18 protein-coding genes and 1 pseudogene are annotated in these 17426 nt (G+C 69.4%); 14 read left to right on the top strand and 5 right to left on the bottom strand.

Annotated elements, in window-relative coordinates; genetic code table 11:
- Window positions 1-91: 91 nt before the first annotated feature.
- Window positions 92-217, bottom strand: a complete 126-nt coding sequence (locus tag ACFKCF_RS46095; RefSeq protein ID WP_394501709.1) for a hypothetical protein — start codon at window positions 215-217, stop codon at window positions 92-94.
- Window positions 218-853: 636 nt separating this feature from the next.
- Between ACFKCF_RS46095 and ACFKCF_RS46090 the strand changes: the two genes are divergently transcribed.
- Together ACFKCF_RS46090 and ACFKCF_RS46085 are read left to right on the top strand one after the other, a co-directional pair.
- Complete coding sequence (locus ACFKCF_RS46090) at window positions 854-1861, top strand: hypothetical protein (RefSeq protein WP_394501708.1); 1008 nt, start codon at window positions 854-856, stop codon at window positions 1859-1861.
- Between the two features lie 1067 nt (window positions 1862-2928).
- Entirely contained in the window at window positions 2929-3300 is a 372-nt protein-coding gene (locus ACFKCF_RS46085; protein ID WP_394501707.1) for a hypothetical protein, read from the top strand.
- Window positions 3301-3537: 237 nt separating this feature from the next.
- On the opposite strand, the gene ACFKCF_RS46080 is transcribed toward ACFKCF_RS46085, so the two are convergent.
- Both ACFKCF_RS46080 and ACFKCF_RS46075 read right to left on the bottom strand, forming a co-directional pair.
- Window positions 3538-4302 carry a class I SAM-dependent methyltransferase gene (locus ACFKCF_RS46080; RefSeq protein ID WP_394501706.1) on the bottom strand — a complete coding sequence of 255 codons (765 nt, stop codon included), beginning with the start codon at window positions 4300-4302 and terminating at the stop codon, window positions 3538-3540.
- 88 nt (window positions 4303-4390) lie between these two features.
- The gene (locus ACFKCF_RS46075) at window positions 4391-5527 is read right to left on the bottom strand and encodes a transposase (protein ID WP_394501705.1); all 1137 of its coding nucleotides are present in this window, start codon (window positions 5525-5527) and stop codon (window positions 4391-4393) included.
- 226 nt (window positions 5528-5753) lie between these two features.
- Here ACFKCF_RS46075 and ACFKCF_RS46070 point away from each other — a divergent pair, with 226 nt between their 5' ends.
- The 12 genes and pseudogenes from ACFKCF_RS46070 (at window position 5754) to ACFKCF_RS46015 (ending at window position 15990) form a co-directional block, all read left to right on the top strand.
- On the top strand, window positions 5754-5903 hold the full coding sequence (locus ACFKCF_RS46070; RefSeq protein WP_319710823.1) for a hypothetical protein: 150 nt from the start codon (window positions 5754-5756) through the stop codon (window positions 5901-5903).
- A gap of 50 nt (window positions 5904-5953) precedes the next feature.
- Window positions 5954-6913 (top strand): MvdC/MvdD family ATP grasp protein, encoded by a 960-nt coding sequence (locus tag ACFKCF_RS46065; protein WP_394501704.1) that lies wholly within the window; start codon window positions 5954-5956, stop codon window positions 6911-6913.
- Window positions 6910-7908 carry a TIGR04500 family putative peptide maturation system protein gene (locus ACFKCF_RS46060; RefSeq protein WP_394501703.1) on the top strand — a complete coding sequence of 333 codons (999 nt, stop codon included), beginning with the start codon at window positions 6910-6912 and terminating at the stop codon, window positions 7906-7908. The genes ACFKCF_RS46065 and ACFKCF_RS46060 overlap by 4 nt, the downstream gene beginning before the upstream one ends.
- A complete protein-coding gene (locus tag ACFKCF_RS46055; protein ID WP_394501702.1) occupies window positions 7905-8093 on the top strand; it encodes a hypothetical protein in 189 nt (62 codons plus the stop codon). Before ACFKCF_RS46060 ends, ACFKCF_RS46055 begins: the two co-directional genes overlap by 4 nt.
- A gap of 20 nt (window positions 8094-8113) precedes the next feature.
- On the top strand, window positions 8114-10225 hold the full coding sequence (locus ACFKCF_RS46050; protein ID WP_394501701.1) for a peptidase domain-containing ABC transporter: 2112 nt from the start codon (window positions 8114-8116) through the stop codon (window positions 10223-10225).
- Window positions 10226-10641: 416 nt separating this feature from the next.
- A complete protein-coding gene (locus ACFKCF_RS46045) occupies window positions 10642-11304 on the top strand; it encodes an ABC transporter permease (protein ID WP_394501700.1) in 663 nt (220 codons plus the stop codon).
- On the top strand, window positions 11301-12038 hold the full coding sequence (locus tag ACFKCF_RS46040) for an IclR family transcriptional regulator (RefSeq protein WP_394501699.1): 738 nt from the start codon (window positions 11301-11303) through the stop codon (window positions 12036-12038). Before ACFKCF_RS46045 ends, ACFKCF_RS46040 begins: the two co-directional genes overlap by 4 nt.
- Before the next feature lie 14 nt (window positions 12039-12052).
- Window positions 12053-13390 (top strand): histidinol dehydrogenase, encoded by a 1338-nt coding sequence (gene hisD / locus ACFKCF_RS46035; RefSeq protein ID WP_394501698.1) that lies wholly within the window; start codon window positions 12053-12055, stop codon window positions 13388-13390.
- The gene (locus ACFKCF_RS46030; RefSeq protein ID WP_394501697.1) at window positions 13387-14613 is read left to right on the top strand and encodes an alpha-hydroxy acid oxidase; all 1227 of its coding nucleotides are present in this window, start codon (window positions 13387-13389) and stop codon (window positions 14611-14613) included. Before hisD ends, ACFKCF_RS46030 begins: the two co-directional genes overlap by 4 nt.
- Window positions 14592-15317 carry an SDR family NAD(P)-dependent oxidoreductase gene (locus ACFKCF_RS46025; protein WP_394501696.1) on the top strand — a complete coding sequence of 242 codons (726 nt, stop codon included), beginning with the start codon at window positions 14592-14594 and terminating at the stop codon, window positions 15315-15317. Before ACFKCF_RS46030 ends, ACFKCF_RS46025 begins: the two co-directional genes overlap by 22 nt.
- Window positions 15318-15586: 269 nt before the next feature.
- Window positions 15587-15722: pseudogene (locus tag ACFKCF_RS46020) on the top strand (IS30 family transposase); the annotation flags it as partial.
- Window positions 15723-15765: 43 nt separating this feature from the next.
- On the top strand, window positions 15766-15990 hold the full coding sequence (locus tag ACFKCF_RS46015) for a hypothetical protein (RefSeq protein ID WP_394501695.1): 225 nt from the start codon (window positions 15766-15768) through the stop codon (window positions 15988-15990).
- 95 nt (window positions 15991-16085) lie between these two features.
- Here the strand turns inward: ACFKCF_RS46015 and ACFKCF_RS46010 are convergent, their stop codons facing one another.
- A complete protein-coding gene (locus ACFKCF_RS46010; protein ID WP_394501694.1) occupies window positions 16086-17024 on the bottom strand; it encodes a hypothetical protein in 939 nt (312 codons plus the stop codon).
- The gene (locus ACFKCF_RS46005; protein ID WP_394501693.1) at window positions 17021-17353 is read right to left on the bottom strand and encodes a PadR family transcriptional regulator; all 333 of its coding nucleotides are present in this window, start codon (window positions 17351-17353) and stop codon (window positions 17021-17023) included. Before ACFKCF_RS46005 ends, ACFKCF_RS46010 begins: the two co-directional genes overlap by 4 nt.
- Between the last annotated feature and the right edge of the window lie 73 nt (window positions 17354-17426).

Here is a 17426-nt window from a genome sequence, read left to right as displayed (position 1 = left end):
CCGGAATCGGCGCACGCGCGCCTCCTCGCGGCAAGTTTCGATCAGCGAGGATGATCAGACCAGGACATACGGCGGGCATTGACCGGGCATGTCATGTCAGGAGGGCGGCAGCTCTCCTGACCAGTTCAACCGGCACCTTGACCCCGCGCGGCACCGGCGCCGGATTCAGCAGCAAATCCACCATGCGGCGGGCCAGGCGGGCCACGTCGTAGCGCACCCCGTCACCTGGGGACAGGGCTCGGCGGGGCGTTGCCCGAGGAGGCGGCCTCAGGCGTTGTGGCGTCTCGTGATCGCCGCGTGGATCTTTGAAACGATCTCCTCGGCGACCGGCGACGCCGTGATCACCAGCATCGCTCCTGGACGACAAGCGCAGGAGCGAGAAGATGTTCGTCACCGTGAGGTAGGCCGAGCGCAGCACCACAACCGATCATCATGCCGCTCACCGGAGCGCCCGGGACACCGCCGGGCCGAGATCGCCCATCCTGCCTACGACCTACGCGGATGAATATTCGGCACGCGCGGGACTGTGATGATCACAGGGAGACATTTTCGGCTGCGGCGTGTGGTTGTGAGAAACCGCCCGTAATACCGGGGGCGCCCGGCACACTACGTGGTGCTGAAGTATCGTTCCTGCCGCCGCACGGCAGGGGCGGACTCGTAACCGACCCCATCGGAGCACGACATCAAGACATCACATCGCCAGGACGTCGAGAGTCACCCGCGCTTACGACTCGTCCGCGCGTTCGCCCGGAGCTCCTTCTCCGCCGCCGTCGCCCTCGCCTTCCTCGCCGCAGCCCTTTCCACGAGCGTCGTCGCCGGCGCCGAATTGGGTACGCGCGGTTCGGAGGAGGTCGTGAGTGCCATCGACGCCCGGCCCAACGACGGCTCCGGCTACTGGCCGGACTTCTCGAACACCGGCTACGCCAACACGCCGGCCAACGCCGGAGGGCTGGGCCTCGGCGCGTACCCGGGCAAGCTCACCGACTACGCGCCGGACATGAGCGCCGACAAACCGCTGAGGCTCGAGTTCCCGGACAACAGCGTCATCTCCTACCAGCGTTTCCTCGGCCTGAAGGTGCTGATCTACGGCGACAATCTCACGTTCGTGGGCTGCCTGTTCGAGGGCACCAATCCCAACGACAACCTCGTCCAGATCTACTCGGACAACAACATCAAGTTCCTCTACTCGACGTTCAAGCCGAACTCCTACGCGATGCCGCCCGGCAACGACGGCACCGTCTCGTCGTCCCACACCAAACCGGGCACGCCCTTCGACAAGTCCTGGCAGCTCGCCACGACGATGAAGGAAGCCGTGGCGGTCATGGACCACAACGACATCTGGGGCAACGCGGGCATGATCATGGTGACGGGTTTCCCGGACCGCCCGTCGACCTGGACGAACAACTACATCCACGACATGGCGGATACGTCGCATGACGAATACCACCACGACGGCATAGGCCCGCAGAGCGAAGGCAACGGCGGCCCCATGATCGTCCACCACAACACCCTGGCCTCCCTGGGCAACACCAACGCCCTGGCCCTGCAGGGCGACGGCGTGTACGACCACATCTCGTTCACGAACAACTACGTCTCCGGCTGGGGGTACGCGATCAGCATCGGCGTCGTGAACAACGCCACGAACATCACCGTCACCGACAACATCTTCTCGGCCGAACTCGAGCAGCTGTACGGCTTCCTGTACGGCAACATCTGGGGCGGGTCGGCGCGCGGCTCCACCTGGCGCCGCAACCTTGTCCAGGCCCGTACGGGAGACGACAACCAGAGCTACACGACGGCTGACCACGGCCGATACCTGTGGCCGAGCGGCGAGACCCACGCCACCGACTACACGGGCTGAGCCCCTTCCCGCCTGACGCGCGCCTCGCTGCTCTTCGTGAGCCACTCCGGACCGGAGAGCGGCGAGGCTGCTGCGGGGCTGTCCGGCGAGAGCCACTCGCCACCTTGACGAGGCGGCCGGTGGCGCCGCCTCCTCAACGGAGGCAGTAATCGCCAAGCCAACGCCGCCCTCTACCGCATCGTCCGCGTTCTGGCACCGCACAACGCCGCGAAGGAGGCCTCCGTTCGCAGCGGCGCAGTCGGGGCCGACGCCGACGCGCACCAGCACTCACAGGGGGCGGGAGGCGCCGGCTGGGAGACAGTGTACTGGCGGTCAGCGCGCGGCGGCCCGGGGCTCGGCCGTGTGCGCCGGGCTTGCTCGGGGTCGCCGAGCGGGCCGCGGCGGTGTCGTCATCGATCGGGTCCTCGCCGCGGCCCGGTCCACGGCGCGGGCACCGAGCTCACCGGACGCCCTCGACGCCTTGATCGTGCTGGCCACCGACGGGCAGGGTGCCGCGGTTCCGCTGCTTCGCCACGCCCTCTACGACATAGGCGAGCCCCGCACCGCGACAGCTCACCGAACTCCTATTCCACGTCCAACGTTGCACCCCACGGCGGGTATGGGTCATGCGGATGAGCGCGCATACGGCCGGTACAAAAGTTCGTTCCACGGCTTTGTCAGGGGCGCGCCATGCTCTGCTCGGCTGCTCTCGACTCTCCGTCCTGCGCCCTGAGGGGAGGCGGTGAAGGTACGGGACCGCGGCCAGCCCCCTGAGTGGGGCAAGCCACCGCACCCTGCGCCTGCGAGAGCGCGTTCCATACCTCGTGCCGCGGGCATGAACCGGGTCGCCATCGTCGGCCGTAACGAACGCGCCCGCGGACGTGACCGTGTTTCCCCCTCACACGTTGGCCGCCGTACGAGGAAGGTTGCCGGTGCTCAGCCGCCCAACCTCCACGTCGCAGCGCACCACATCCCTCTAATGGCCATCGGGTGGATAGCCGCATCTGGGCGTCTTCATCCACACCCCGGTGCCAAGCAGCGGCGCTGTTTGGCTGATCCGCCTGAAAGAGGCGGACGGGGAGGGCACGATGGGGCTCTCACCCGCTGTCCAACTCGTGGAGGAGAAGGTGCAGGACGCCTCGTTCAGCGGTCCGTCAGCCGAGCCGGAACCGATCGTGATGACCCTGTACCCCGAGTATTACGAGCTGATGTGGCAGGGGCTCAAGACGCACGAATTCCGGCGCAGGTTCCTGCGTGACCAGCCGGCGAGGTGGTGGGTGTACCTTAACGCGCCCGTCTCCCGGCTGATGGCAGTCATCGACCTGGGCCCGGCAATCGTGGGCAGCCCGCAGGAGATCGCCGCGATCGCCGAGCGAGTGAGGCCCGGCAACGGGGCCAGCATCTGCGAGAAGATCGCAGGCGGGGAGCCGATCCGGCAGATGACCGTGCACCATCCGTAAGCTGCCGCACCGCGGCGAGGGGATGAAGGGCCGATGGCCCGCCGTACGGAAGCACAGGCAGAACCGTCGCCGCTGCGCCGGGCGCGTGTAGGGCGTCACACTCGCGCGTGTGGTGAGCTGCCACTGTCGCTGGAGTGAGGAACGCGTCTCGATCTCCGCGAGGCTGAGATCGCGTCGCGTGGCCAGGGAGTGGCTTCAAAGTCTCGTCTGCCCGGCGCTGTGTGGTGCGCACGCTCCCTAGGGAATTCGGGGAGGTACGGGCTCTGCGGTATCGCGCCGCGCCACGAACACGAACTCCCTGCCCGGCCGGTCGGGTGCGTCGCGTACGTCCTCGACGACGAAGCCGTGCTCGTGCAAGTCCCGCTCGATCTCCGTACGTTCGCGGAAGCGAAGTGTCGATTCCGAGGTCAGTACGTCCCCGTCCGCAGCGAACACGTGCGTACCCCGGAAGCTCACCAGCGGCAGGCTCACGTCCGTCAGCTCGGCCCAGGTCTCGACGCGGCCGACGCCCAGGATGTCCGTCATGCGGTACGTGGTCTCGCGCGTCCACTCCGCCCACTCCTCCCACACGCGCTGGGCCGGATCGCGCGTCTCGAAGACAAGCCGCCCGCCGGGCCGCAGCGCCTCGTACGCGCCGCGCAGCGTCGTACGCCATGCCTGCGGATCGGCGATCGCCTGGGCGACGTTCCCGGTCATCGTCACCAGGTCGATCTGCATGGGCGGCAGGTCCCCCGCGTCGCCGTCGAGCCAGCGCACGCGCTCCGCGCCCGGCTTGCCACGCGCGACGTCGACGGACGCCCGCGCCGGATCGATGGCGGTGACCGTAAGCCCGCGCTCGGCGAGCAGCAGCGCGAACACGCCCGTACCGCACCCGATGTCCAGCACGGACCGCGCGCCGAACTCCTCCGCCATCGCGAGATACGCGTCGAGATCGCTGCGGTCCGGATCGAGTGGGTCGTAGATGGCGGCGAGGCGCGGATGCCCGAAAGCTGCGTCAACCATGGAGGCGAACGTACGTGGCCCCGAGCCCTCGCGGCCACTGCTTTTTCGGGTTACGGCGATGTCGTGGAGACTCTACGATCAGAGAGGTTCAAAGGCTGAAGTTACGGGGTTTTTGACGAGGCCGCTCTTGGCGATGAAGCCGCTGATCAGCTGAGGTCGGTACTGCATCTTCTTCAGCCGAATCTTGATCAGCCGAGCGAGTTCGTTCAGGGTCCTTGGCCAGGTTGTCCAACGACCGTTTCAGATGGGCCCAGACGCCCTCGACCGGGTTGAGCTCAGGGGCGTAGGAGGGCAGCTGGATGACCGTCAGCCAGGCCCGACGCTCCACCAGAGCGCGCATGGCCGCACTGACGTGGGTGTTCAAGTTGTCCCAGATCAGCACGATGGGGCCGCCGAGTTGCTGGTGAGCGGCATCCAGCAGGGCCGCGTAATCAGCTTCGGAGAACGACTCGCGTTCGCCCTTGCGCCCCCGGCGCAGCCGCATCCGGTAGATCAGCCTCGGCGCGTGGCCGGGCTTGGTGGCGATCAGCCCGGCGATCATCACGGTGCCCGACCTGCCGCCGGACACCGTCACCACCGCTGTCATCCCGCGCCGTCCCCAGCTGCGGCCGCGAGGTGGTCTCAGGCCTTGACCGGCCTCGTCTTGCCAGCAGAGCCAGGCGTCCAGGTTCGCCGCGGCCCTCTTCCTCCGGCCAGCCATGCTCACGCCAGGCAGCGATCGCTGGTTCCTCGCGCTCGGCCCCCCGCCGGGCGGGCACCTGCCGGCCCTTCGTCCAACGCCTGCTGCAGTGCCTGCGACTGCGGCTCGGTGAGCTTGCACTTCTCCCCCGCCCGGCCCCTTGGACAGCAGCGCCTCCCGGCCGCCGGCGGCGGGGGCAGAAGGCTGAGCGCGTGGCCGGAAGTATCCGGTGATCAGGTGCTGATAGTGCCGGTGGAAAGTGGCGTGCCGGAGGCCGAGCCGGCACATGGCGCCCTCGGAGTCGCCCCATGTGACGACATGCACGACGCTGCTGCCAGGACGGCGGCGTGCCAAGTTCAAGACCTGCCGCCCGCTGGGCAGCAGGTACCAGACGGCGGGATCGCCGACGGCTCGTTCGGCCAGGACCTTGGTCGCGGTGATGGTGTCGCGGAGCCACGCCACCATCTCGCGGACCTTCTGCATGTCGAAGCTGGCGGTGGCAGTGCCACGGTCGCGGGTACCGAAATCGTCGCAGAGGCGATTCATCGGCGCCGTCCTGTCCGGCGGCGAGCCCGCCACTGATCACGCCGGTGTCGGGCCCCGCCGGTGCCATGGACCGCGATCCGCCTGACCACCGACTGACGCTGCTCCGCCCCCAGGGTGAGAGCTGATCATCCATGCGACGGACGACGCCCTGTATACCGCCTCTCTAACGTGTTCCACGCGACGGGGTGCATTCGGCTCCCCGCATGGACAAAGGGTGGGAATGAACATGGGTAAGACGCGTACCAGCCTCGACAACATCGCGGCCCTGGGCGCTGAGCTCGACGAGGGCCAGCTGCTCCAGGTGAGCGGCGGCGCCAAGAGCCAGGTCATCGAGATCCACGGCGGCCACACGCACACCTCCGGCGACAGCAACTAGTGAGCCGCGGGGGCGCGACCCAGGTCGCGCCCCCGACCGGAACCACGCTGATGATCCTCGTACTGACCTGCGACGGAGACGAGCACGCCGAACGTGTCGTGGGGGCGCTCGCCGGGACGGACGTCACCGTCTTCGACCCCGCGCAGTTCCCCGCCGCCGCCACCTTGGAGATCGGCCATCTGGGAGACGGCTCGACCGTCCGGACCCTCAACCGTGGCGGACGCCATCTCGTTCTCGACGAGCTGACCGCGATCTGGTATCGCCGCCCGGGGAATCCGGTGGCCCACCCTCTGACGGCCGCCCGCGACCACGTCGAGGAAGAGTGCCGCGTCATGGCCGAGAGCCTGTGGGACGGCCTGGGATGCCTCAAGGTCCCCGCCTCCAGGCCGGTCATCGACCGCGCGGGGCGCAAGCCGTACCAGCTCGAAGTGGCCAGGCAGCTGGGCTTCGAACTGCCCGCGACGCTGATCACGAACGATCCCGAGCGCTTTCTCGACTTCTACGACCGGCACGAAGGCCGAGTGATCACCAAGCCCGTGCACGGCAATCAGCTGGAGGCGGGCGGTGAGCGGTTCGGGCGGTTCGCGGCGCCCGTGACTCCGGCGGACCTCGGTCATGCCGACGCCCTGCGCCTATGCCCGATCATTGTCCAGGCGTACGTTCCCAAGCAGGTCGAAGTGCGAGTGACGGTGGTGGGCGGCGAGCTCTTCGCGGCGGAGATCCACTCGCAGGTCAGCAACCACACACGATACGACTGGCGGCACTACGACCCGGGTGCCACCCCCGTGCTGGCGCATGACCTGCCCGGCGAGGTCTCCCGGCGCTGCCTGGAGCTGGTCGAGCGGCTCGGGTTGTCCTACGGCGCCATCGACCTGATCCTCACGCCGGACGGCCGCCACGTCTTCCTGGAGATCAACCCGAACGGCCAGTTCCTGTGGATCGAGGACGCGACCGGGCTGCCGATCAGCGCAGCGATCGGCGGACTGCTCAAGAGGGGAGTGAAGCGATGACGTACGGGCCGATGCTCGCCGACGCGGTAGGCCTGCTCAGCTCGGGCGGGCCCGAGCGTGGCCTTGAGGGGTTTCGTGCGGCGTACCCGCAGGCCCGGACACGACTGGTGGCTCAGCGCGAGGAGTTCGACGGCTCGCTGCACCACGCCCTGCTCATCAAGGACGGCGACGGTGCCACGATCTCGCTGTCCTGGTGCGCCGACCGGGCCCTGCCATGGCCGTTGCGCGGCGTGCACCGTGCGGGCGAGCACCTGCTGCTTCGGGTCAATGGCATCGAGACACCGGTGGCCAGGGCGATCGCCTGCCTGGACTTCATCTGGGACGAGTCCGCGCTGGCCGACCGGCTCGTCGCCGACAGCCTCGTACGTGAGGAACTGGAGGAGACGCTGGAACCGCTGAGCGACGCAGCGCTGCAGGAGGCGATGGACGCCTTCCGCCGCGCCCGTGGTCTGCTGACCGGGGAGGCGACCCGGGCCTGGATGGAGCGCAACCGCATCTCCCACCAGGAGCTGGAGGAGCTGGTAGCCCTTGAGGCCGCCGTCGCCGCACTCCGCTCGCGGGTGGCCGCGGGACGGGTGGAGGACTGGTTCGCCGAACACGGCGGGGAGCTCGACGTCGCCCGCGTCGCGCGGGCGGTGTTCGTCACCGAACCGGCCGTGCCCGACGCGGCCGGGTTCCTGCACCTGGTCGAGCGGGCCTTCGCCGACGGCAGCGCCCATCCGGGCGAGGTGTTCGCCACCCTCCGCCGGGTCGACCTCGATGAGGAGGTGGGGGAGCGGATCTTCGCGGCCCCTCCGGGGACGATCACCGGGCCGTTCCCGGTAGAGGGCGGCCACCTGCTGGTGAAGGTCTTGGCGGTGGAGCCGGCCGTCCTCGACGAGACCGTACGCGACCTCGTCGAACGCCGGATCTTCAGCGAATGGATCGAGGAGCGCAGGAACGCGGCCAAGATCGAATGGTTCTGGGGAATCGCGGAACGGACGGCGGGCAGGTGAAGCCGCTCCCGTACCGGGAAAAGGCGGTTCACCACCATCAGGGCGTCCGGCGGCACGCCGAGCGCCCCTACCGCCTCTCCGGGACACTCCTGGCCTGGCTGTGGATCTACGTGGGCCTGCTCGCGCTGGCGCTGGCGATCGTGGTGCTGCTCGGCGTCCTTCCCGCGCTCGGTGACGCGCGATGAGGCGGGCCCGGGTACCCGTGATGAGGCAGAACACGATGGCCGACTGCGGCGCGGCGTGCCTGGCGATGGTGCTCGGTCACCACGGGCGCCGCGCGAGCGTGCGTGAGGTCGCCGCGGATCTCCAGGTGTCCAGGGACGGGCTGACTGCCTTCGCGATCGTCGAGGCCGCCAAGTCGTACGGCCTGCGCGCCAAGGCGCTCTCGATCGCGCCCGAGCGGCTCGGCTCGGTGCCGGGGCCGTTCGTCGTGCACTGGCAGTTCAACCACTTCCTGGTCGTCGAGCGCTGGCGCCCGGACGTCGTCGAGGTCGTCGATCCGGCCTCCGGGCGGCGCCGGCTCACGCCGGAGGAGTTCGACCTCGGGTTCACCGGGGTCGTGCTGGCCTTCGAGCCGGGCCCGGACTTCAGCCTCCAGGGGCCCGAGCGGCGTCCGTGGCGCGCCAACCTGCTGCGCGCCCTGCTCGTGCGCCACCGCGGCCTGCTGATCCAGGCGCTGCTCGCCTCAGTGCTCCTGCAGGTGGCCGCGCTCGTGCTGCCCCTGCTCTCCGGGCTCGTCGTCGACGAGGTGCTGCCCGGCCGCGACCGGTACCTGCTGCGCGTCCTCATCGTCGGCCTGCCGATCGTGGTGCTGATCCAGACAATCCTCAACTACCTGCGTACGGCCGTGCTCCTCATGCTGCGGGCACGGGCCGACACGGAGTTCACGGGCGGGGTGGTCGGACAGCTGTTCGCGCTGCCTTACGGGTACTTCACCCTGCGCGGAACGAGCGACCTGGTCATGAGCACACAGAGCGCGGCCAGCCTGAGAGCCATGCTGTCCGGCCAGGTGCTGTCGGCGCTCCTCGACGGTCCGCTGGCCGTGGTGCTCATGATCCTGGTGCTGGCAGGCGATCCCGTGCTCGGCGGGTGCCTGGCCGCGATGGCGGCCGTCCAGGTCGTCCTGCTGCTCCTCACCCGAAGACGGATCGCCGATCTCACCGGGCGCGGGCTGACCGCCGCCGCCACGACCCAGGGCCGGCTCATCGAGTCCATCCGGGGCATCGAGTCGATCAAGGCGTCCAGCTCGGAACGGCGTGCCGTCGAGCGGTGGGCAGCGATGTTCACCTCCCAGATGAACGCCGACCTGCGCCTGGGCCTGACCCGCGGGCTCCTGGACTCGGTCCTGTCCGGCATCAGGATTCTCGCTCCCGCGCTGCTGCTGCTCGTGGGCGCGGTCCGAGTGCTCGACGGCGGGCCGAGCCTGGGAACGATGCTCGCGCTCAACGCGCTCGCCGTCTCCGCGCTCACCCCGCTGACCTCGCTGCTGACCAGCCTCCAGGAGCTCCAGGAGGCCGGAGCTCACGTCGAGCGGCTCGCCGACATCGTCGAGGCCGAGCCGGAACGCACCGGCGGTGCGCGGCCACGGCTGCGCGGGGAGGTGGCGCTGAGCGGCATCGGGTTCCGCTTCGACCCACGTTCCCCCTGGACGCTCAGGAACGTCACGCTCAGGATCGATCCCGGACAGAAGGTCGCGCTGGTGGGCAGCTCGGGCTCGGGCAAGAGCACGCTGGGCAGGATCCTGCTCGGCCTGTACGAGCCGGTCGAGGGCGAGATCCGCTACGACGGGACGCCCGCGCGCGACATAGACCCGGGCTGGCTGCGCGGCCGATTCGGCGTGGTCACCCAGGACCCGCACCTGTTCACCGGGACCATCAGGGAGAACATCGCCCTGGCCATCCCCGGCGCCGCGCTGGACAGGATCGTGGCCGCCGCCAGGCTGGCGCACGTCCACGACGACATCATGGCTATGCCCATGGGGTACGAGACGATGCTCACCGAGGGCGGCGGCCTGTCAGGCGGCCAGCGGCAGCGGATCGCCCTCGCGCGGGCCCTGCTGCCCCAGCCGCGGATCCTGCTGCTCGACGAGGCCACCAGCCACCTGGACACCGTGGCCGAGGCGGCCATCGAGCACAACCTCGCGGCCCTGCCGCTGACCCGCGTCGTGATCGCCCACCGGCTGAGCACCGTGCGCGACGCCGACCAGATCCTCGTCATAGAGGCGGGCGAGGTGGCCGAGCGAGGAACCCACGACGAGCTGATGCGATCCGGCGGACGGTACGCGGCCCTGTCCGACCTGGCACGACCGCGGCTGTGACCCTCCACGGAGCGGGGCTCACAAGGCAGGATCGTCCACACGCCGGGAGTGAAGCCCTCGGTGGCGTTGGTGGCCAGGTGGCGTCCTCGCCGTTCTCTGAACCGCTCCGGGATCGTTGGAGGCGTCACCGCCCGCATCGGACTCTGCAGCAAGAGCCCGCCCGAACCCCCGTTGCACCGTGACCGACCTCGCCCATGTCTGGGTCACCCAGCGCAGATCCTCGGCGGACTGATCAACGAGTACTCCCGGGTCGCCTGACTGAACGCGGATTCTCGGACGCCACACGCCTTCAAGAGCCGGATAGGCACAAGCCAGGAGGGCCGGGCAAGCCGGATGACCTGCATGGTTGACATTGTCGGCAGGCACTGCCAGCCGCTCAGTAATCCCTTTGTGACGGCACGTAAATTACCGAAGTCATGCTTGACGGATCACATCCATTCTGGGCCGCCTTGGTGGAAGGGGTCGCCGACGGCACGCTGCTCACCGACGTATGGGCGAGTGTCCTTCGCATCTCGATGGGGTTCCTGATCAGTTCGGCGCTGGCCGTGCCCATCGGGGTGCTGATGGGCTCGTACAAGGCGATCGAGGCCGCATTGGAGCCGCTGATCGGCCTGATCAGGTACATGCCGGCGGTCGCCTTCATCCCTCTCACGCTGATCTGGTTCGGGACGACCGAATTGCAGAAGACCTGCATCCTGTTCATCGGGGTCTTCTTCCAGCAGGTGCTGATGGTCATGGACAACGTGAAGACCGTGCCCGCGAACCTCATCGACGTGGCGCGGGCCCTCGGGTTCCGGCCGCTGGCCATCCTAGTCCGGGTGGTCGCCAAGTCGGCGCTGCCGGGCATCGTGGACTCCCTGCGAATCTCACTGGGCTGGGCCTGGACGTATCTGGTGGTCGCGGAGCTCATCGGCGCCGACGAAGGGCTGGGCTTCCGCATTCAGCAGGCCCAGCGATTCGTGGAGACGCCGAAGATCATCCTCGGCATCACCGTGATCGGCCTCCTCGGGCTGGCCTTCGACCTCGCCTTCAAGAAGCTGCACGCTCGTTCGTTTCCGTACCTGAGGCGGGAGACATGACCGAACAGATCGAACCAGGCACCACCAGCAACCGATCCGTCAGCCGGGCACTGGCCATCCTGGAACTGCTCGCGCAGACCGGCCGGTCCTCCTCGCTCGGCGAGATCGCCCGAGACCTGAGCCTGCCAAAAAGCAGCGCGCTGACCCTGCTGCGCGCCCTGACCGCGCACGGCTTCATCACCGTGGACGGTAAGGGGAGGTACGTGCTCGGGCTTCAGAGCTTCGAGATCGGCTGTGCCTATTTGCGCAGGATGACGCCGGTGGTGGCGGCCGAGCAACCGTTGCTGGAGCTCACCAGGAAGCTGGGGGTCACCTCCCATTTCGCGGTCTTGGCCGGTGACGAGGTCGTGTACCTGGCCAAGCACGACCCTCCGAGGCCGGCGTTGGGGCTGGCCAGCGCGCTCGGAGCGCGTCTCCCCGCGGAGATCACCGCGGTGGGCAAGGTCCAGCTCGCCTACCGCCACGGGTCCGTGAGCTCATGGCCGCGGCTCCTGCGCGCGGAGATCGACTCTGCGCTGAGGCTCGGCTACGCCACGGATGACGGCCGTACGGCGACCGGCATCCGCTGCCTGGCCGCGCCGGTGTTCGACGACCGCGGCTGCTGCGGCGCCATCGGCGTGAGCTACCTCCTCCACGACGACCTCACCACCCAGATGGCGGCGGCGGAGGTCACCCGTGCCGCCCAGGAGACCTCGCTGCGGCTCGGGCACCGGGTGCAGTGCAAAACCGGCTGAACGAAAGGCACATCATGCCCGAACCCCTGCGCGTCGTCGGCGAGTGGCGACGGCTGTCACCCGAATCGTACTCCACGCTGATGCGGCGGGGGCTGGACCACATCTTCGACGCCTCCCTGCGTGACACGGTCCTGGAGATCATTGAGGATGTACGTGTGGCGGGCGACGAGGCGATCGCACGGGCGCTGCGTACGTTCGACGGCTGCGACGTGGAGCCGGGCGGCCTCCGGGTGAGCGAGGAGGAATTCGCCCGCGCACGGGCGGACGCCGACCCCAGGTTGGTGCGAGCGATCAAGGACAGTATCGAGCGCGTCAAGCGCTTCAACGAGTGGATCATCGAGCGGGCCGGCTGGTGGCGCGAGTGCGCGCCGGGCCTGATGGTCGGCGAGGTGGTCACCCCGATCGAGAGTGCGGGCCTGTTCGTGCCGAGCGGCAAGGGCTCCTACCCATCGGTCCTCATCCAGATCGGCACGCCAGCCGTCGTGGCCGAGGTGCCGCGGATCGCCGTCGTGGTCCCTCCCCTCGCGGGCTCCCACGGTGAGGTTGATCCCGCGGTCCTCATTGTGGCCGACGAGCTGGGGTTGCGCGAGGTATTCCGCGCCAACGGCCCGGCCGGCATCGCGGCGCTGGCGTTCGGCACGGCAACAGTGCCCAGGGTACTCAAGGTCGTGGGCCCTGGAGGGCCACCGGTGACGTGTGCCCAGCTGGAGGTGCAGCGGTTCGGCACGGTCAGCCATCTGCTGCTGGGACCGAGCGAAAGCCTGGTCATCGCGGACGACACGGCCGACCCCGTACTGCTCGCGGCCGATCTGCTGAACGAGGCGGAGCACGGGCCCGACTCCTCCTCTTTCCTGGTCACCGACAGCCGACGGCTGCTCGGCCTGACGCAGGCGGAGGTCGCCAGGCAACTGGCGGAGCTGCCCGAGCCCCGCCGCTCCTACGCTGCGCGGGCGCTGGGACGCAACGGCGGCGCGATCCTCGTCCGTGATCTCGACGAGGCCGCCGAGGTCGCGAATGCGCTGGCGCCCGAGCACATGCAGGTCGTGACTGCCGACCCCGGCAAGCTGCTGCCCCTGCTGAGGAACGCCGGGGAGAACCTGCTCGGCCCATGGACGCCCATCTCTGCGGCGAACTTCGCGATCGGCTGCCCGGCGGCCCTGCCCACCAGCGGGTACGCCAAGGTCTGCGGCGGCGTGAACGCGGACGTCTTCCGCAAGCGGACGGCCATCGCGCAGGCCGACGAACAGGCGCTGATCCGGATGGCGCCCACCATCGCCGCGCTGGCCGGGCACGAAGGGTTCCCGGCGCACGCCGCGAGCGCGCTCCGCCGGTTGCGAGGCCCCGAAAGGTGAGACCACGGCAGATCCTGCGCACCCTGGGCCTCACGGAGCGTCGGCGGCACGGGTCCCTGTCGTCCTGTCACGACATCGAGGACCTGCGCGCGGCGGCACGCAGGCGGTTGCCGCGCGCGGTGTTCGACTACGTCGACGGCGGCGCCGACTCCGAGATCACGCTCACGGCCAACCGGGTGGCCTACGAACGGTGGCGCTTCCTCCCCCGGATCCTGATCGACGTGAGCGAGGCGGACCTGACCGGCGAGGTGTTCGGCGTACGACTGCCCGTCCCCCTGGGCCTGGCACCGACCGGGTACACCCGGATGACCCACCCGGACGGCGAACTCGCGGTCGCGGCCGCCGCCGCGGCGTACGACCTGCCGTACTGCCTGTCCACCCTGGCCACGACGTCGATCGAGGAGGTCGGCGGGACCGGGCACGACAAGCTGTGGTTCCAGCTCTACGTGACCAAGGACCGCGACCTCACCCGTTCGCTCATCGACCGGGCCGCCAAGGCGGGCTTCCAGGGGCTTGAGGTGTCGGTGGACACCGCCGTCTCGGGCCAGCGGGTGAGGGATCTGCGCAACGGCCTGACGATCCCGCCCCGGCTGGGGCCGCGTGCCCTGCTCGACATCGCCGCGCACCCGCGCTACTGGTACGGCATGCTCCGCGCCCCCGAGCTGACCTTCGCCAACGTGGCGGGAACGGCCGTCGCGGCCGGCCGGACGGTCGCCGACATCACCGCGCGCTTCGACGCCGCGCTGAGCTGGGACGACCTCGCGGATATCCGCGCCCGCTGGCCGGGCCCGCTGCTGCTCAAGGGCCCGATCAGGCCCGCCGACGCGGTACGGGCGGTGTCGATGGGCGTGGACGGCCTCCATCTGTCCAACCACGGAGGGCGCCAGCTCGACCGCTGCGTCCCGCCGCTCGACCTCCTGCCGGCCGTACGCCGGGCGGTCGGCGGCGAAACCGTCATCGTGGTCGACTCGGGCCTCCGGCACGGCTCCGACCTGGCCATCGCGCTGGCCTTGGGCGCCGACCTGTGCATGGTGGGCCGCCCCTACCTCTACGGGCTGGCTGCCGGCGGCCGGCGGGGGGTCGAGCGGGCCCTGGAACTCCTCACAGCCGAGTTGCGGCGGACTCTGCAGCTCATCGGCGTGACCTCGATCGGGGAACTGAGAGCTCACGGGAATGCGATCATCATGGAGGAGCACCAATCGTGGACGCACGCCGCATTCTGATCTCCGGGGGAACGAGCGGCATCGGGTACGCCTGCGCGGAACACCTTGCCTCCCAGGGCGCCCGCGTGTGGGTCTTGGGGAGCAACGAGGAGAGCGCCGACGCCGCCAGGCACGCTCTGCCGCTGGCCGGCGCGGGAGCCTGCGACGTTTCCGACGAGCGGGCCGTCGATGACGCGGTACGCGCGGCGGTCGCCTGCCTCGGCGGTCTGGACGGCGTGTTCGTCAACGCCGGCGTGGACGGCCAGGCGAAGCCAGCGGCCGAGGTGACGGCGGCCCACTTCCACCATGTGCTGAATGTCAACGTCATCGGCGCCTTCCTGGTCGCGCGGGCGGCGCTGCGCGATCTGGCCAGGCCGGGCGCCATCGTCTTCAACGCCTCCTCCAACGCCCTACGCCCCGAAGCCCACTTCGTGGATTACAACGCGAGCAAGGCCGCCGTCGTGGCGATCGCCAAGACGCTCGCCCTGGAGGTCAGTGCGGAGGGCGTCTCGGTCACCGCGATCTGCCCCGGCTACCTGCCCACGCGGATGACCACGACCTACCTCGACGATCCCGAGGCGCGCCGGAAGATTCTAGGGCGCATCCCGGCGGGCCGGATCGGCGCCCTCGCCGAGGTGGCCGCGCTGGTGGACTTCCTGCTGGGGCCGGGCTGTCCCTTCCTGACCGGGGGCGTCATCGCGATGGACGGCGGGAGCAGCATCTGAGCGGAGCAGCACGTCCATCCGGACCGACGGGGCCTGTCCGAATCCCGACTTGAAGTGGCTGATCGCATGCAGCTTCTCCTCCACCCAGGGGTGCTCCCGGGGGTAGAGGCGGTCGCCCACCTCGAAATAGGCGCACCCTCAGTCAGTGGTGTATCTGGGCGGAGATGCACGTGTGCCACGAGACCACCGCAGCCCTGGACATGCGAGCTGACCCGAGCGATGCGCAAGCCCCGCCGCCTCGCCCAGCAGCGCCAGTCCCCTGCAGCGTGCCGATGGTCATGATCAGCGAGCGGCTCGCAGAGGCCGACGACCGCGCGGTGCCGGGCCACTGGAAGGGCGACTGCGAACATCATCGGGAAGAACCAGGCATCGTCCATCGGCACTCTCATCGAGCGCACCCCTCGCTAAGTGATGCTCGTCCACCTGCTGATCGACCGCAGTTCAGCGCATGCGCGACGCCCTGGTGGAGGTCATGGTGACCCTGCCCGCCCATCTCAAGCGCTCCCTGACCTGGGACCAGGGCAGCGAGATGGGCCGCACCACGAGTGCTCCGTCGACACCCGCGACCAGCTCGTACGCCGTCGCTGCCGGGCTCAACGCCCGACCACGCAAAACGCTCGACTGGGAGACCACAGCGGAGCGTCTCGTCACGCTGCTCACCGCAGGTACCTAGACCTTGGGTCTACGCGTGAGTTCTGGTATCAAGCTCAGCGACGGTGCCACTACCCAGCTAAGGCCGCCTGGACGTTGATCCGCTGGACGTTCTTCTCAAGAAGCGGGGGCTCGGCTCCGGACGCTCCGCCGCCGGCTCAAGGCAGCCGTGGCGGTGAAGGCCAGGGCCGCGCACCCGAGTTGGGCAAGGGCCGTGGGGGTGGGCACCGACGGCAGGTCCCCGAGGTCGCCCAGCGCCGCCGCGGGCAGGAACAGCAGGAGCGCTGCCCGCCGCCCCACGGCTGACCGGCACGCGTACCCGGCCGCCAGTCCGACCACGACGATCCAGGGCACGGGTTTCCAGGTCACGATGTCGTGGTGGGCGATCACGTCCACCCAGCGCACGATGGCCTTGCCGGCGGTCAGCCCTGCCACGGCGAGCGGCCCCCATAGCAGGAATGCGTGCCGGGGAACGACCGTGATCGCGCGATGCGCCGCGGGTGCGAAGGCGATGGCGACGGTCGCGAGTTGGGCCACCAGGACCGGGCCGTGGTTGGGGAACAGCAGCGTGTCCAGATCCAGGAGGCGGGGGTGTTCGGCCTGATACAGCGCGAACGCGACCACGCCGAGCACGGCGATCCATCGTCGGCCGAGCAGCACGGCCAGCACCGGCAGGGCCGCGATGACGATCGGCTGGGCAAGGTACAGGATCCAGGTCGGCCGCTCCACAACGGCGGCCCCCGCGTTCCCCACGGCTTCGGCACCGTGGAGCAGCCCGGTCGCCAGGGCACCTGTCAGCATCAGGAACGGCCACAGTGCCACGGCGAGTGCCAGCCCGGCGCGCCAGGCCGGCGCGGACACCGGGCCGAAGGCCCGCCGCCCGTGGACGCGCAGCGCGCCCCACAGTAAGTCTGCCGCGTCGCTCGGATGGGGACGGGTCTGGCCGGACCGCGCTCCGGCGAGGAGCACGCCGATCATCTCTTCCTCATGCCGCGCCCGGTGGTCGCGCGGGTAGGCGGCCAGGAGACGGCGGTAACGGGCTTCGAGCGGGCTCATGCCGTTCCTCCCGCGCCGATCGCGCGCAGGCGTGCGGTGGCCGCCTTGGCGTGCCTGCGCATCCGCTCGGCCTCCGCCGCCAGTCTCGTCGCGCCGTCGCCGGTCAGCCGGTAGTAGCGGCGCACCCGGCCGTCGACGATCTCTTCCCGGTCCTCGATGATCAGACCCTCTTCCTGGAGACGGTCGAAGGCGGCGTACAGGGTGCCGGCGCGCAGGCGAACCTGACCGTCCGAGATGCGCTCCACGTCGGTGATGACGCCGTATCCGTGTTGTGGACCGGCAGCTAGCGCGGTCAGGATCAGGAAGGTCGGCTCCTGCATCTGTCTCATGTGATCAATATATACCGACCATCTATCTATAGGCGCGATCGTTGAGCGGCGACGCGGGGCCCCTTGTTCGCCG

The organism is Nonomuraea sp. JJY05, from assembly GCF_043496855.1.
Lineage (GTDB): Bacteria > Actinomycetota > Actinomycetes > Streptosporangiales > Streptosporangiaceae > Nonomuraea.
The sequence above is the reverse complement of the archived record's forward strand: the minus strand, read 5'-3'. Positions and strand labels throughout refer to the sequence as shown.